Genomic DNA, 14021 nt, shown 5'->3' with positions numbered 1-14021 from the left:
CGATTACATCGAGATGTTCTACAACCCAAAACGCCGCCATGGTTTCAACAATCAGCTGTCACCGGTAGAGTTTGAAAAACGTTACGCAATGAGCTTGCAAGGTGTCTAGAGAATCCGGGGCGATTCAGTCCTGCCATTTTCATTCTCCAGAAACAACGCAGGGGCCGAAGCCCCTGGTCGTCGTAGTGATTGAGTTACTGCGGTGGCACCGTTGGTGACGTACGCAGCGCCAGTACCTTTGACGTGTCGCCCAACTTGATGGGAGTGACGGATAGCCATGTTCATGATTCGATCAGTCATGCCGTTGCGTAGCATGTCGCTGGAGCCTGCCTCATTGACCTTGAACAGCACAGATTGCTTGCCGCGCATGTTTCCAATCGCTGAGTGCCCCAAGAGGCCTGTTCAATTGGGATCACCTTGATCTCACTCCGTACCGGGTGAAAGTCGACTGTCTCGCCGTCGGATGACTTGAGCGGCTGGTCGGCGACAACAGCGATACCGGACTTCGTGTCGCACCAGATCACATGGGTGACTGGCTGTCCGTCGATGATCACTTCCCGTCGGCCCCGGCCATCATCCCAGTAGTGGACGTGTTCGCCTGATTGGTCGCTCATGGGGCAACCTCATACTGGAACGCCCGATCAGCAGGCGTGGTCGTCACAAACCGGCAACGGTGAGAATCGAACTCTTCGTCGAAAGCAATGGTGCGTCGGTACTCGGAGGTGACTTTGCCGGTGAATCGCTCACGATGAACGACCACGCCTTCACGCAGGAACTCGACCTCGGCCGAACCCAGCAACTTGGTTACGATTACTTTCATTGGATTGTCCCGCGCCACGATTTGGCGCATTCGAAAACGTGGCGCGGCTTATTGAGTTACCCAGTTGAGGGCTTCGTCCGCTTTGTCGGCGGCCTGGGCGGCAGTAGTTGCCGCTTTGGTAGCCTTGTCGGCAGCGGTGCCAGTTTGGCGGGTCAGCTCTTCCAGGCGTTTGTCTCGCTCGCCCATGGTCTTCTCGCCCAGGAATTCATCCAGCGCCTCGGTGTGTCGGCAATTGCGATCCAGGCTATCTGACATTCGCCGCTACCTATCCCGCCTGCCTGCCGCCGGAACTGGAAAACATCCCGGCCGCCAGCGAAATCCGCTGGAAACCCAGCATCCATATGTTCCGCCGTGACAGCCGCATCCTGCTGGAGATCACCGGCGTGCGCGTCGAGCGGTTGCAGGACATCACCTACGAGCAGGCGGCTGCCGAGGGAGGTCACCGAGGCCCGCTACGCGAGTGGTGCGCGAGCGACGAAGGTGGCGCATGTCACAAGTACCCGGTACCCGCCTTCCGCGATCTGTGGCAATCCGTCGGAGGCGACTGGGACGCCAACCTGTGGGTCTGGGTGGTCGAGTTCAAGAGGGTGACGCCATGATCGCCCCCCTCTGGTTCGCCTACGTCTTCATCTACAAGGGGCCGAGGCCATGAAACAGCATCGCGTTTTGATCGGCGACTGCATTGAGTCGATGCGGACGCTGCCCGACAACAGTATCGACAGCGTGGTCACCGATCCGCCCTACGGTATCCGCTTCATGGGCAAAAGCTGGGATGGCCAGGACATCGAATCGCGCGCGGCCTACCGCGATAGCATGCCGTCGGCTGATCTGGCCTGCGGCGCCACTGGCGGGCATCGATCGATGGCGGCCGAGGCCGGAAAGTACGACTTAACACCTGGCGGCATGAAGGCGTTTCAGTCGTTCACGCTGGAGTGGGCCACCGAATGCCTGCGCGTTCTCAAGCCTGGCGGGCACTTGCTGTCATTTGCTGCGGCTCGTACCTACCACCATATGGCGGTTGGCATTGAAATGGCCGGGTTTGAGATTCGCGACCAGATTATGTGGGTGTTCGGCAGCGGCTTCCCCAAATCGCACAACCTCAAGGGCGATCGCGCTGGCTGGGGAACCGCACTGAAACCAGCACATGAGCCAATCTGCATGGCCCGCAAGCCGTTCCCTGGAACAGTTGCTGCGAATGTTGCGGCGCACGGCACGGGCGCAATCAACATAGATGCATGTCGGATTCATGGGGATGACGCCAAGGGCGGCGAGTACTCCCAGAAACGCATGGCTCCCGGGCATGTCGTGAATGCCACTGGTGCATACAAACAGGATGTCCGGTTCGTGGGAATCATGAAGGCAGGTCGATGGCCAGCAAACCTGGTTCACGATGGCAGCCCGGAGGTGGTGGCCATGTTCCCCGCCCAGGCAGGTGCATGTGCGCCGGTCATGGGTACCGAGGAAAGCGCGGCAAGCGTGGGCAAGATCACGGGGCAGCGCGATCGCGTCGTCGGCGCCTTTCACGGCGACAGCGGCAGCGCAGCCAGGTTCTTCTACTGCGCCAAGACCAGCCGCACCGATCGGCACGAAGGGTTGGTCAACCCAGGCCCCCAGTTCAAGATGGGCACCACCCTGCGTAAAGTCGAGACGACCGACACTAAGGGTAACAACCACCCGACCGTTAAACCGACCGAGCTCATGGCGTACCTATGCCGACTGGTGACTCCGGCCGGGGGCGTAGTGCTGGATCCGTTCATGGGCAGCGGCAGCACCGGCAAAGCAGCAATGCGCGAGGGCTTCGAGTTCATCGGCTGCGAGATTGACGAGCGGTACGCGGCGATCGCCCGGGCGCGCATCGAATTCGAAGTACTCCGACAGCAAGAGCAGAAGGTCGAATCCAACCAACTCGATCTATTCGCAACAGCCTAACCCCAATCCCCCTACATGCCTGCCGGTGAGCGAACTCACGGTAACTGGCTGTCGATCCATCGCTCCGCTGCTGCCATTGCGTCACCCAGTGCCGCCGGATAGTCCGGCCATGGACCCGTCAGCTCGGCGGCGACTTCGCCCAACCCAGCAACGGCTGCCGGCTCGATGATTCTCGCAAGTGCGGGTACGTCATCGTTTGGTCGCCTCCATTCGAACTTGAGAAACAACGTATGCCCCCGATAGGCGTGAACGACTGGAACATCGAGATTGTGTGACACGCGCCCTCCCTGACACATGAGCAAGTTGAACAGTATTTGTAGCTCTTTTTCGCACCCTTCGCCATCGAGGCACTTCGCTATCAACTTCTGCCGCCCAGCACGGCAAGGACACCCCATGTACGCAACGAAACTCACCCTGCTCATCACGGCCATCGTGTTGTACGTGGCGGGGTCCACCTTCTGGTTTTTCTGGCAGGTGCCGGAGCTGCTCTCCACCGGTACCGACCAGACCCTGGTCGCAGCATTCGCCGGCACCGTCGCCTGGATGCTGCTCACCTTCGGTTTCATCATCCACATCATCAAGACAGCGCGGCCTACAGCGGGCGGCGGGAGGTAGTAATGGAGGCAGAGATCCTGTCGGACGACGAGCTCGCCGACCTGACCGGTTACAAACACCGAGCCCACCAACGAAAGTGGCTCAAAGACCGCAACTGGGTCTACGTCGAAAGCCGTGGTGGTCGCCCCCTGGTGGGCCGCATGTTCGCGCGCATGAAGCTGGGCATGGTCAGCCCCAGCATAGTCGACAACAATCCGCCTCCGGCACGACCGGCTTGGACGCCAGACTTTTCAAGAGTGAACTGATATGCGCCCCCGCAAGACAGAGAACAGGGACTTGCCACCCGGGATGGTTCGGCGCAAGCGCCCGCGCAAGAACGGCACAGTGTGGGTCGGCTATTACTACCGAGATGCAAACGGAAAGGAATTGTCTCTCGGTGGAGATTTGGACAAAGCCAGGCTCAAGTGGGCCGAACTTGAGTCCAAGGCAAAGCCGGCAGACCTGAAGATCATGAAGGGAATTTTTGACAGGTACGAGCGGGACATCATCCCGAAGAAAGCGCCGCGGACGCAGAAAGACAACAAGGCAGAGCTCAAGCACCTACGCAAGGGGTTCGAGGGGGCGCCCATCGATGCAATCACCCCATCCATGGTTGCGCAGTACCGGGACGCCAGGACGGCGAAGACTAGGGCAAACAGAGAGATTGCCCTGCTCTCCCACGTCTACAACATGGCCCGAGAATGGGGCTTTACGGATCGGGAAAACCCTTGCGCCGGTGTCCGGAAGAATAAAGAGAAGGTCCGCGACTACTACGCCAATGAAATGGTTTGGACCGCTGTATATGGCAAGGCTCCACAAGAGCTTAGGGGCGCGATGGACTTGGCCTATCTGACCGGCCAGCGCCCGGCAGATGTAATCGCAATGAGGCGGGGGGATATCGAGGGGGATTACCTAACCGTGCAGCAGGGAAAAACAGGCAAGCGTCTCAGGATTCAAATGCAGGCAGGCGGTGTGAAGAACACCCTCGGCTTACTCATTGAGGACATCATTGCCAGGAACAGCCAGCACAACTCGCAGCACTTCATCCTCAGCAGAACAGGGATGCGCGTGTCTCAACAAATGCTGCGTAACAGATGGGACGACGCCCGAGAAGCTGCTCGCTCTTTGGCCGCAAGTGAGGGCAGAGTCGATGACGCGGAGAAGATCCAACAGTTTCAGTTCAAGGATATCCGACCGAAGGCGGCATCCGAAATTACAGATATCGCAGACGCCAGCCTCCTTCTCGGGCACTCGGAGCAGGAGATCACCAAGCGCGTTTACAGGCGCATCGGTGCGGTCGCGCAGCCTTCAAAATGAGATAGTTTCGGAACTCCACCCTCTAAAGTTTCGGAACTCCAGCACTTTCCTACAGGCAATAAAAACCCCGTAGACGTTAATCTACGGGGCTTTCAAGAGTGGAGGCCGAGGTCGGAATCGAACCGGCGTAGGCGGATTTGCAATCCGCTGCATAACCATTTTGCTACTCGGCCTCAAACGATCAATGCCCAAACTACTGACATTCACCGCATATAAACTTGAGTGGGCTATGTGAAGATTGCCTCTACTCTATCTCATTGAAAACATTGAAGTTTTTTATGCCTCAGTGCGTTCGATGGCGGCAATTATGTACTGATTTGCCGGGACTGGCAAGCCCTTGATTTCAAAAAATATTCTTCCGTGGAGCAGAACAGGGGCGGTTGGCCCCTGCTCTGCCTGGGCTTAGTAGCCCAGGGACAGTCCGGTATTGCGCCGTGGGTCGTTGGCGCCGTAGAAGCGGTTGTTGCCCACGGGCTTGCCGTCCAGGGACGGGGCGCCGACGAGGATGGCGGCCAGGTGGTTGGCGTCTTGGGGGCCGGCGAATTTATGGCCCCAGCTTTCGAGGATTTTCTGGGTGTCGGGGCTCAGGGCGAAGGTTTCGAGGTTGGTGGTGTCGGGCATCCATTGTTGGTGGAAACGTGGGGCGTTGACGGCTTCCTGGATGTTCATCTTGTAGTCGATGACGTTGAGGATGGTCAGCAAGGTGGCGGTGATGATGCGGCTGCCGCCGGGTGTGCCGATGACCATCACGGCCTTGCCGTCCTTGGTCACGATGGTCGGGCTCATGGACGACAGGGGCGCCTTGCCCGGGGCGATGGCGTTGGCTTCGCCCTGGACCAGCCCGTACATATTGGGCACGCCGACTTTGACGGTGAAGTCGTCCATTTCGTCGTTGAGGATGACCCCGGTCTTGCTGGCCATGACGCCGGCGCCGAACCAGTCGTTGAGGGTGTAGGTCACCGACACCGCGTTGCCCCATTTGTCGACGATGGAGTAATGGGTGGTGTTGCTGCCTTCATGGGGCGCAACGCCGGGTTTGATGGCCATGGAGTCGCCGGCTTTTTGCGGGTCGATGGCGGCGCGCAGTTTGGCCGCGTAATCCTTGTCCAACAGGTGTTCCACCGGGTTCTGCACGAAGTCCGGGTCGCCCAGGTAACTGTTGCGGTCGACGTAGGCGTGGCGCATGGCTTCGATCTGGTAATGGGTACCCTGGGCCGAGCCGTAGCCCAGTTCGGCCATGGGGTAGCCTTCGAGGATGTTCATGATCTGGCAGATCACCAGGCCGCCCGAGCTCGGTGGTGGTGCCGAGACCACGTGGTAGCCACGGTAGTCGCACTCGATGGGCGCCAGCTCGCGGGTCTGGTATTTGTCCAGGTCGGCCTGGGCGATGATGCCCTTGCCGGCCTGGCTGGAGTCGACGATGGCCTTGGCCACCCAGCCTTTGTAGAAGCCATCGGTGCCCTTGGCGGAAATTTCCCGCAGGGTCCGGGCCAGGTCTTTTTGCACCAGCTTCTGCCCGACCTGCAGCGGCTCGCCTTTATTGAGAAAGATGCCACGCAGATCCTGGTCTTTTTTGAACTCTTCGGTGGCGCTGTGCAGCATGTCGATATCGCCCTGGTCGAGGGCAAAGCCGTCTTCCGCGAGCTTGATCGCCGGTGCGATCACTTGGGCACGTTTGAGGGTGCCGTATTTGCTCAGGGCCAGTTCCATCCCGGAGACGGTGCCGGGCACGCCGACCGCCAGGTGGCCCTTGGCGCTGAGGCCGGGGACGACATTGCCGTCCTTGTCCAGGTACATGTCAGCAGTGGCCGCCAGCGGCGCTTTTTCACGGAAGTCGAGGAAGGTCTTGCGCCCGTCCGCCAGCTGCACGGTCATGAAACCACCGCCGCCGAGGTTGCCCGCAGCCGGGTAGACCACCGCCAGGGCGTACCCCACCGCCACTGCCGCGTCCACGGCGTTACCGCCAGCCTTCAGCACGTCCACACCCACATGGGTGGCCAGATGCTGGGCCGTCACCACCATGCCGTTTTCGCCGGCCACCGGGGCCTGGGAGGCGGCCTGCACGCCACTGAATGTCAGGACCAGGGCCGTCGCTATCAAGGTTCGGGTAAGGGGTTGGTAGTTCATCCGTGGATACTCTGTTTATTAGAAGCATTAAACGTAGCTTCTTTCGCACGGCAACCCCAGTCAGGTGGCGCGTTTCAGACAGAGCGTGTCGGTGACGGAATGCTATATTCGCCCCGCCCTCCTCATTACCCTGAGACACACCGATGCCCACGGTCGCCGACCCGATTCATGCGCTGTACCACAAGATCACCTGGAAGCTGATCCCGTTCCTGTGCTTCTGCTACCTGGCTGCCTACCTGGACCGCATCAACATCGGTTTTGCCAAGTTGCAGATGCAAGACCAGCTGCAGTTCAGCGAAACCGCATTCGGCCTGGGCGCCGGCCTGTTTTTTGTCGGCTATATCCTGTTTGAAGTACCCAGCAACCTGATCCTGGAGCGCGTCGGCGCGCGGATCTGGATTGCGCGCATCATGATCACCTGGGGCCTGCTGTCGGCTTGCACGTTGCTGGTCACCTCCACCACGCAGTTCTATGTGCTGCGGTTTTTGCTGGGCGTCGCCGAAGCCGGGTTCCTGCCGGGGGTGTTGTATTACCTGACCACCTGGTTCCCCACCCATCGCCGGGGCCGGGTGATTGCGCTGTTCATGATCGGCCTGCCGCTGTCCAGTGTGATTGGCGGGCCGTTGTCCGGCTGGATCATGGGCCACTTCGACCAGATCGGTGGCCTGCGCGGCTGGCAGTGGCTGTTCCTGCTTGAAGCCCTGCCCAGCGTGCTGTTGGGGGTATTGGCGTTCTGGGCGTTGCCCAACACCTATCACCAGGCCAAATGGTTGTCAGCCGCCGAAAAGACCCTGCTGCAACAGCAGTTGCAGGCCGATGACAGCCAGGCCAGTCAAAGCCCACGGCGTTTTCGCGAAGGGTTCTTCAACCTCAAGGTGTGGATGCTTGGCGGGATCGACTTTTCGATCCTGCTCAGTGCCTACGCCATGGGTTTCTGGATGCCGACCCTGATCCGCAACACGGGGATCAGCGACACCTTCCATATCGGCCTGCTCACCGCCCTGCCCAGTGTGGCCGCGCTGGCCGGCATGCTGCTGATCGGCGCCAGCTCCGACAAACACCGCGAGCGCCGTTGGCACATTATCGTGCCGTTTGTGGTGGGCGCCGTGGCCATGGCCGGCAGCACGTTCTTCACCCATAACGTGGTCGCCACCGTGGCCCTGTTTGCCGTGGCGTCGGCAGCAATCCTCGGCGCCGTGCCGGTGTTTTTCAGCCTGCCGGCGACCTTCCTCACCGGCACCGCGGCGGCCACCGGCTTTGCCCTGGCCTGCTCCCTGGCGAATATCGCCGGGCTGGTCAGTAACTCGTTGATGGGCCTGGCGATAGATATCACCGGCAGCAGCGCCGGGGCCATGTGGTTCTTTGCCGCCAGCTTGCTGCTCAGTTGTTTGTTGGTGATTGCGTTGCCGGCGAAATTGGTCAACCGCTAGGAGCGAGTGCGAAGCTACATACCCCTGTGGGAGCGGGCTTGCTCGCGAAAGCAGTGGGTCAGTCAACATCAATGCTTGCTGGGCCGACGTCTTCGCGGCGATGCGGCGATCCGACAAGCCCGCTCCCACAGGGGGGCTCAATGACTGCTATGGCCCATGCCATTCGGCTGCTGCAACAGTGCCAGGTCAATCTCCTCGAAACGCAGCACCCGCCCGCCGGTATCGGCCGCGATTTTCTGCGCCACCGCCTGCTCGGCAAACGAGGCCAGCACCACGCCCATGGCGCCCTTGAGCCCGGTGCCGAGCACGTAGTAGGCGGTCTTGGCGTCGATCAGATGGGCATCGTCCGGGGTATCCCAATGGCTGCGCCCCATGTCATGCACATACAGCTTGGACTGGGCATGATGGTTTTCCGGCTGCAACCACCAGCCGAGCATTTCTGCCGTAGAGCAAAACTTCTTCGCCGCGCCCTGCTCCACCACCTCGCCCTTGGGCCCCGGGAACTCGCTGATCACCATGCCACACACATGGCACTCATCAGCCGGATGGAACGCTACCGGCCCGTCACCTACCCCCGCCGCCACCGGTTTGTCACAACCGACCAACAGCAGGCTCAACAGTAAAACCAACCCCATCTTCATGTTTACATGCTCCACCGATAAAAAATTCATGCCGCGCGCCGGCCGAACAGCCAGTAGGCCCAGGCCAATGGCCCGGCGACCCACGCCGCCAGGCACAACCACAACGCCGCCTCCGGGACCGCCAGGTCTGCGCCCAGGGCCATCACGCTCATGGACGCGGGGCCGGCATCGAAACCCGACAGGTTGATCAGGCGGTACACATCCGCCGGGTTGAACAGCAACAGCCAGGGCAGCAGCGTCGGGCTGAACTGGCCTTCGCTGAGCACCAGCAGCGCCAGCAACGCCAGGTCGAAGACCAACACAAAAAAGAACCACACCCCCAGGGCCAAGCCGGCCGCCGTGGATTTCTCCGCCGAGACGCTGCTCAACACATACGCCAGCCCCAAAAAGCCCCAGCCAAGCAACGTCGAGGTCAGCATGAAGCGGCCAAAGGCCCAGAGCAGCAGGCTGAACTCGACGTCATCCACCAGCAGCGCAATGGCGAGCATGGCGCAGCCGAATCCGATAAAGGTCGCCAGCGCCAGGATCAACCCGTGCCCGACAAACTTGCCGAGCAGGATCTGCCCGCGCCCCAGGGGATAGGTGAGCAATAGCAACAAGGTCCCGCTTTCGTCCTCGCCGACAATCGCGTCATAGGCCAGCAGCAGCGCAATCAACGGCATCAGGAAGGTCGCCAGGCTGGCCAGGCTGGCGATGGTTGCCGGGATAGAGGTAAAGCCCAGTTGCCCGGACGCCGCGGCCCCGAGCCAGGCAATGCCGATGGCCAGCACCGCAAACAGCAGGCTGATGGCCAATAACCAACGGTTGCGCAGGCCATCGCTGAATTCTTTGCGGGCCATGTTCCAGATTGGCGTCATTGGGCACGCTCCACAGGGCTGTCCATGTAATGGCGATACAGGTCTTCCAGGGACGGCACGACAATTTCCACATCGCAGGGGCTGTCCTGGTCGAGCAACTGGCGCAGCAGGTCCAATTTATTGCCATTCAACGCCGCCACTTGCAGCCCTTCCGCGCCCCAGCGCTGGGTCACGTGGCCAGCCTCGCTCCAGCGTTTTTGCAAGTGCGCCGCACGTTGCAGGCCGCTGCTGCGGATCAGGGTGGGCAGCCCGGCCTCTTCGCGCAACGCCGCCAGGGTGCCGAGGGCCAGCAGACGGCCCTGGGTCAAGATGGCGGCGCGGTTGATATGGGCCTCCACACCGGGCAACACATGGGAGCAGAGAATGATGCTGGTGCCCTGCCCGCGCAGGCGGTCGAGCAAGCGATACAGGTCCTGGGTAGCAATCGGGTCGAGGCCCACGGTGGGCTCGTCGAGCAGCAGCAGGCGCGGCTCGCCAAGCAGGGCCTGGGCCAGGCCGAGGCGCTGGCGCATGCCCTTGGAATAGGTCTTGACCCGCCGCCGTGCCGCCGCCGTCAGGCCGACGTCTTCGAGCAGGGTCTGGACCTGGCTCATCGGCGCGCCCTTGAGCCGGGCGAAATGCTGCAAGGTTTCCAGGCCGCTGAGTTGCGGGTAGAACGTGACGTTTTCCGGCAAGTAGCCGAGCATCTGCCGCACATGAGGGTCGCTGGGCGCGCGACCGAACACCCGCACCTGACCACTACTTGCCTGCAACAAGCCGAGGATCAGTTTCATGCTGGTGGTCTTGCCCGCGCCGTTATGGCCGAACAGGCCCAGCACTTCCCCGGGCGCCAGGCTCAGGCTCAAGTCGTGCAGCACAGTGGCGTGCCCATAACGCTGGGTCACGCCTTCGATTTCGACAACGGGCATCATGCAGGCTCCTTGAGCAGAGAAAGCGTGGGGTCTTGCATCAGCGGATGGCTGTCCATCACCCCCGGCGACTTGACCACCGGAAACGCCCGCTGCACCCAGCGCAGCAACTCGATGCCGGGGCTGTTCATCAACAGGCGCACCTGGGGATACAACCACAGCAGGCGGTCGACGTTATCGTTGGGCTCGTAGGCCACATCCCCGAGGCCGTCGCTATTGCGGTCCCAGCCCAGGTAGTCGCTCCAGTAATTGCCGCGGCCTTCTGCCGACCATTCCTGCAAGCGGGTGGCCACGTACTTGACCTGGCGCTGGTTGCCGACAAAGGCATTGTTGGCAATCCGGTTGTCCTCGGAACCAGCTGTGAGGTGAATGCCCACCGCGCTGCGCCCGAAGTGGTTGTGTTCGATGCTGTTGAACAGTGAGTTGTAGATAAACAACGCCTTGCCTTCGGCCCCGGTGATCATGGTGTCGCCGGTGGTGCCGTCGCGCACGTCGTTGACCACGTTGTCGCGCAAGGTGGAATAGGTGATGTAGTTCATCAGAATCCCGTAGTTCTGATCCTCCTCGGAGCGATTGCCGATCACCGTCAGCTTGCGGCTTTGCATCAGCGCATAGCCGGTGCGGGTGCGGCGAGTAATATTGCCGAGCACCTGGTTGTCGTTGGCGAACATGTAGTGGATGCCGTAGCGCAGGTCTTCCAGGGTGTTGCCTTGCAGCAGGTTGCCGTTGGAGGTGTCGATGTAGATGCCATCGCGGGCATCGCGCACGTGGTTGCCGATCACCCGCGCGCCTTTGACTGCGTACAGGTGGATGCCATTGCCCCGGTCCTGGGAACGCATGGTCGGGTCGCCCTGGATCTGGTTGTCGATCACGCTCACATCCGCCGTGCCATCGACCCACACGCCAAAACCCTGGCCGCGCAGGCGGTTGTTCTTGATCAGGGCGCCGTTGGCCTTGGGCTGGATGAAGATGGCGGCGTTCATCGCGGTGAGGTCATGGCCCCAGTCGAGGAAGGTGCAGCCCTCGACGGTGACGTCGGCAGCGTTGATCAGCAAGCCATTGCCCAGGCCCTGGCTGTGGATCACCGCACCGGGTTCGCAGGTCAATTGCAGGGGTTGGTCGATGCTGAAGGAGCCCTGGTAGTCACCGGCAGGCAGGCGCCAGTGCTGCGGGCCTGCAGCGACCAAAGGCAGGTCGGTAATGGGCAGTACAGCAGCGCTGGCGGCGGCCGAAAATAGCAGCCACACACACCCGGTCCATAACGTGCGGGGTCGAGCCACGGAGTCTTCCTTTTGATCAAAGCCCAATCTGTGGAGCGACACAGATCTGGTGTGAGAGCTGGCTTGCCTGCGATGGCGGTGTACCAGCCACCAAAAACAGTGGCTGAACCGCCGCTATCGCGCGCAAGCCCGCTCCCACATTGGTTGGTGCTCGCCGTTAAGTGCGCTCGACCAACATCCGCCCCACCATCTCCATATGCAGCGCATGGCAGAACCAGCTGCAGTAGTACCAATGCAACCCCGGTTTATCGGCAATGAAGGTGATGGAAGAGGTCTGCTGCGGGCTGATTTCCATGCTCACGCCATGGTTGGTCATGACAAAGCCGTGGGTCACGTCCTCGATCTGGTCGATGTTGGTGATGGTCACAGTGACCTCATCGCCATGCTTGACGGTGAACTCCGTCAGGCCATAGGTCGGCGCCATGGACGTCATGTACACCCGCACTTTCTTGCCGTCGCGGATCACCTTGTTATCGGTCTCCAGCTTGATCCCGTCCTTGGCCGCAATGGCCACGGTTTCGGCGAAGAAGGGGTCGTTGCGTTCCCAGATTTTCTTGGTCTTGATCTGGTCACGCCGCGCCATCACACAGTCGTGGGGTTCGGCGAAGGTCGGGCCGTCGTGGACCAGTTTCATTTCATCGCCCGAGATGTCGATCAACTGGTCGTTTTCCGGGTGCAGCGGGCCGGTCGGCAGGAAGCGGTCCTTGGAGAATTTGCTCAGGACCACCAGCCATTGGCCGTCGGCATCCCGGGTCTCGGTGAGCGAGGCATGGTTGTGGCCGGGTTGGTAGTGCACATCGAGCTTCTGCTTGATGTAGTTGACCTTCTCGCCGCCGTAGGCACGGATGGCTTCGGCGATGTTCCACTTGACCACCTGGCTGTCGATAAACAGCGTGGTGTAGGCAAAGCCCCGGCCATCGTAGGTGGTGTGCAGAGGGCCCAGGCCCAGTTCCGGCTCGCCGACCACCACGCCGCGCGGGTCTCTGATCTTGTCGCTGAACAGGTCGTCGAGCTTGTCGATGGCAATGATGGTGCAGGTCGGCGACAGCTTGCCGTTGGCGATAAAGTACTTGCCGTCCGGCGAGGTGTTGCAGCCGTGGGGGTTCTTCGGCACCGGGATATAGCGGGTGAATTCGCTGTCCTTGCCATCATCGCCCTTGCGCCCGTCCACCACCGGCACCTTGACGCCGTCGAGGTTGATGAACTTGCCGGCCTTGATCGCCGCCTCGATGCGCGGGATGTTGAACACCACCACCCAGTCGCGCTCGTTGCGCATCATGCCGCCCAGGTCGGAGGCTTTCTCCGAGTTGTAGCAGGTGGCCGCCGCGTATTTGCCGGTGTAGTCCATGTCGGCGTTGTCGAGGTTGCCGTCAACGATGACCTGGAAGGCCATTTCCATCTTCTCGGCGTCGATCGCGTTGAACATGGTGAAGCTGTTCTTGTCCTGCAGGTCGAAGGTGTGGCCGTCATTGGGGTGCGGGATGATGAACTCGGCGTTGCAGAACACGTACTTGGTGTACGGCACCTTTTGCAGGCGCAGGCCGTGGATCGCCTGGGCGTTGGGCACGGTGACGATCTTGTCGCACTTCATGATGTCCAGGCGGATCCGCGCCACGCGGGTGTTGGCCTTGTCGTTGATGAACAGGTATTTGCCGTCGTAGCGGCCGTCGGTGGTGGACAGGTGCGGGTGATGGCAATCGCCGTTCTGGTACTTGGCGCCCTCGCCCAGGATGCGCTTGCTCTCGTTGGTCAGGCCCCAGCCGGTGGCGGAATCGACGTTGAACACCGGGATACGCATCAGTTCACGCATCGACGGCACACCGAGTACCCGCACCTCACCCTGGTGGCCGCCGCTCCAGAAACCGTAGTACTGATCCAGCTCCCCTGGGCCCACATGGATCTTCGACTTGGCTTCCTTGGCCGCCGCCGCAAAGGACTCGCGGGTAAACACCGTACCACCGAGGGCCGAGGCCCCTGCCAGCACCGCGCCGGTGACTGCGCCGGTGCCAAGGAAGCCACGCCGGCTCATGCCTTCAGGTTCCGGGGTGGCCCCGGCTTTTTTCGATTCGCTGTCGTTCATGATGTGCTCCAGATGGGAAAAGTGAGTGCCCAAGGCCG

Annotated in this window: 15 protein-coding genes and 1 tRNA gene; 7 read left to right on the top strand and 9 right to left on the bottom strand. The window is 61.1% G+C overall.

Annotated elements, in window-relative coordinates; translation table 11 throughout:
• A partial coding sequence (locus HBR93_RS26330; protein ID WP_146047486.1) for an IS3 family transposase occupies nt 1-109 on the top strand: 109 nt, incomplete at its 5' end.
• A gap of 501 nt (nt 110-610) precedes the next feature.
• Here the strand turns inward: HBR93_RS26330 and HBR93_RS26325 are convergent.
• Both HBR93_RS26325 and HBR93_RS26320 read right to left on the bottom strand, forming a co-directional pair.
• The gene (locus tag HBR93_RS26325; RefSeq protein WP_169961397.1) at nt 611-820 is read right to left on the bottom strand and encodes a hypothetical protein; all 210 of its coding nucleotides are present in this window, start codon (nt 818-820) and stop codon (nt 611-613) included.
• Between the two features lie 48 nt (nt 821-868).
• Nucleotides 869-1075: a hypothetical protein gene (locus tag HBR93_RS26320; protein WP_169961386.1), complete on the bottom strand. Its 207-nt coding sequence runs from the start codon at nt 1073-1075 to the stop codon at nt 869-871.
• 86 nt (nt 1076-1161) lie between these two features.
• Between HBR93_RS26320 and HBR93_RS26315 the strand changes: the two genes are divergently transcribed.
• The 5 genes from HBR93_RS26315 to HBR93_RS26295 all read left to right on the top strand — a co-directional run bounded on the left by HBR93_RS26315 (nt 1162) and on the right by HBR93_RS26295 (nt 4660).
• Nucleotides 1162-1419: a hypothetical protein gene (locus tag HBR93_RS26315; protein WP_346266857.1), complete on the top strand. Its 258-nt coding sequence runs from the start codon at nt 1162-1164 to the stop codon at nt 1417-1419.
• 49 nt (nt 1420-1468) lie between these two features.
• Complete coding sequence (locus HBR93_RS26310) at nt 1469-2749, top strand: site-specific DNA-methyltransferase (RefSeq protein WP_169961396.1); 1281 nt, start codon at nt 1469-1471, stop codon at nt 2747-2749.
• 393 nt (nt 2750-3142) lie between these two features.
• Nucleotides 3143-3364 (top strand): hypothetical protein, encoded by a 222-nt coding sequence (locus HBR93_RS26305; RefSeq protein ID WP_128593489.1) that lies wholly within the window; start codon nt 3143-3145, stop codon nt 3362-3364.
• Between the two features lie 2 nt (nt 3365-3366).
• Nucleotides 3367-3609, top strand: a complete 243-nt coding sequence (locus HBR93_RS26300; protein ID WP_169961395.1) for a DUF4224 domain-containing protein — start codon at nt 3367-3369, stop codon at nt 3607-3609.
• A 1-nt stretch (nt 3610) separates the two neighbouring features.
• A complete protein-coding gene (locus tag HBR93_RS26295) occupies nt 3611-4660 on the top strand; it encodes a tyrosine-type recombinase/integrase (protein WP_169961394.1) in 1050 nt (349 codons plus the stop codon).
• 99 nt (nt 4661-4759) lie between these two features.
• Here the strand turns inward: HBR93_RS26295 and HBR93_RS26290 are convergent.
• Nucleotides 4760-4833 (bottom strand) — tRNA-Cys (locus HBR93_RS26290).
• Nucleotides 4834-5062: 229 nt separating this feature from the next.
• Nucleotides 5063-6787, bottom strand: coding sequence for a gamma-glutamyltransferase (ggt, locus tag HBR93_RS26285; protein WP_057959811.1), 1725 nt, complete (start codon nt 6785-6787; stop codon nt 5063-5065).
• Nucleotides 6788-6930: 143 nt separating this feature from the next.
• On the opposite strand from ggt, the gene HBR93_RS26280 reads away from it, so the two are divergent.
• On the top strand, nt 6931-8217 hold the full coding sequence (locus tag HBR93_RS26280) for an MFS transporter (RefSeq protein WP_169961393.1): 1287 nt from the start codon (nt 6931-6933) through the stop codon (nt 8215-8217).
• A 137-nt stretch (nt 8218-8354) separates the two neighbouring features.
• Here HBR93_RS26280 and HBR93_RS26275 read toward each other — a convergent pair whose 3' ends face one another.
• The 5 genes from HBR93_RS26275 to nosZ form a co-directional block, all read right to left on the bottom strand.
• The gene (locus tag HBR93_RS26275) at nt 8355-8888 is read right to left on the bottom strand and encodes a nitrous oxide reductase accessory protein NosL (RefSeq protein WP_233096893.1); all 534 of its coding nucleotides are present in this window, start codon (nt 8886-8888) and stop codon (nt 8355-8357) included.
• Nucleotides 8885-9715, bottom strand: coding sequence for an ABC transporter permease subunit (locus HBR93_RS26270; RefSeq protein ID WP_169961392.1), 831 nt, complete (start codon nt 9713-9715; stop codon nt 8885-8887). Before HBR93_RS26270 ends, HBR93_RS26275 begins: the two co-directional genes overlap by 4 nt.
• Nucleotides 9712-10623: an ABC transporter ATP-binding protein gene (locus HBR93_RS26265; protein ID WP_169961399.1), complete on the bottom strand. Its 912-nt coding sequence runs from the start codon at nt 10621-10623 to the stop codon at nt 9712-9714. The genes HBR93_RS26270 and HBR93_RS26265 overlap by 4 nt, the downstream gene beginning before the upstream one ends.
• Nucleotides 10623-11870 (bottom strand): nitrous oxide reductase family maturation protein NosD, encoded by a 1248-nt coding sequence (locus HBR93_RS26260; RefSeq protein ID WP_169961398.1) that lies wholly within the window; start codon nt 11868-11870, stop codon nt 10623-10625. Before HBR93_RS26260 ends, HBR93_RS26265 begins: the two co-directional genes overlap by 1 nt.
• Before the next feature lie 190 nt (nt 11871-12060).
• Nucleotides 12061-13983 (bottom strand): TAT-dependent nitrous-oxide reductase, encoded by a 1923-nt coding sequence (gene nosZ / locus HBR93_RS26255; RefSeq protein ID WP_169961391.1) that lies wholly within the window; start codon nt 13981-13983, stop codon nt 12061-12063.
• Between the last annotated feature and the right edge of the window lie 38 nt (nt 13984-14021).

This window comes from Pseudomonas sp. WS 5411 (assembly GCF_012985595.1).
GTDB classification, from domain to species: Bacteria; Pseudomonadota; Gammaproteobacteria; order Pseudomonadales; family Pseudomonadaceae; genus Aquipseudomonas; species Aquipseudomonas shahriarae.
Note: the sequence above shows the minus strand (reverse complement) of the source record. Positions and strands in the feature narration are given on the sequence as shown.

What these genes read in the sequence shown, in the direction of transcription:
- HBR93_RS26310 (WP_169961396.1), top strand. Translation starts at nt 1,469, where the DNA reads ATGAAACAGCATCGCGTTTTGATCGGCGACTGCATTGAGTCGATGCGG.
- HBR93_RS26270 (WP_169961392.1), bottom strand. Translation starts at nt 9,715, where the DNA reads ATGACGCCAATCTGGAACATGGCCCGCAAAGAATTCAGCGATGGCCTG.
- HBR93_RS26295 (WP_169961394.1), top strand. Translation starts at nt 3,611, where the DNA reads ATGCGCCCCCGCAAGACAGAGAACAGGGACTTGCCACCCGGGATGGTT.
- ggt (WP_057959811.1), bottom strand. Translation starts at nt 6,787, where the DNA reads ATGAACTACCAACCCCTTACCCGAACCTTGATAGCGACGGCCCTGGTC.
- HBR93_RS26325 (WP_169961397.1), bottom strand. Translation starts at nt 820, where the DNA reads ATGAAAGTAATCGTAACCAAGTTGCTGGGTTCGGCCGAGGTCGAGTTC.
- HBR93_RS26320 (WP_169961386.1), bottom strand. Translation starts at nt 1,075, where the DNA reads ATGTCAGATAGCCTGGATCGCAATTGCCGACACACCGAGGCGCTGGAT.
- HBR93_RS26300 (WP_169961395.1), top strand. Translation starts at nt 3,367, where the DNA reads ATGGAGGCAGAGATCCTGTCGGACGACGAGCTCGCCGACCTGACCGGT.
- HBR93_RS26305 (WP_128593489.1), top strand. Translation starts at nt 3,143, where the DNA reads ATGTACGCAACGAAACTCACCCTGCTCATCACGGCCATCGTGTTGTAC.
- HBR93_RS26275 (WP_233096893.1), bottom strand. Translation starts at nt 8,888, where the DNA reads ATGAATTTTTTATCGGTGGAGCATGTAAACATGAAGATGGGGTTGGTT.
- HBR93_RS26280 (WP_169961393.1), top strand. Translation starts at nt 6,931, where the DNA reads ATGCCCACGGTCGCCGACCCGATTCATGCGCTGTACCACAAGATCACC.
- nosZ (WP_169961391.1), bottom strand. Translation starts at nt 13,983, where the DNA reads ATGAACGACAGCGAATCGAAAAAAGCCGGGGCCACCCCGGAACCTGAA.
- HBR93_RS26265 (WP_169961399.1), bottom strand. Translation starts at nt 10,623, where the DNA reads ATGCCCGTTGTCGAAATCGAAGGCGTGACCCAGCGTTATGGGCACGCC.
- HBR93_RS26315 (WP_346266857.1), top strand. Translation starts at nt 1,162, where the DNA reads ATGTTCCGCCGTGACAGCCGCATCCTGCTGGAGATCACCGGCGTGCGC.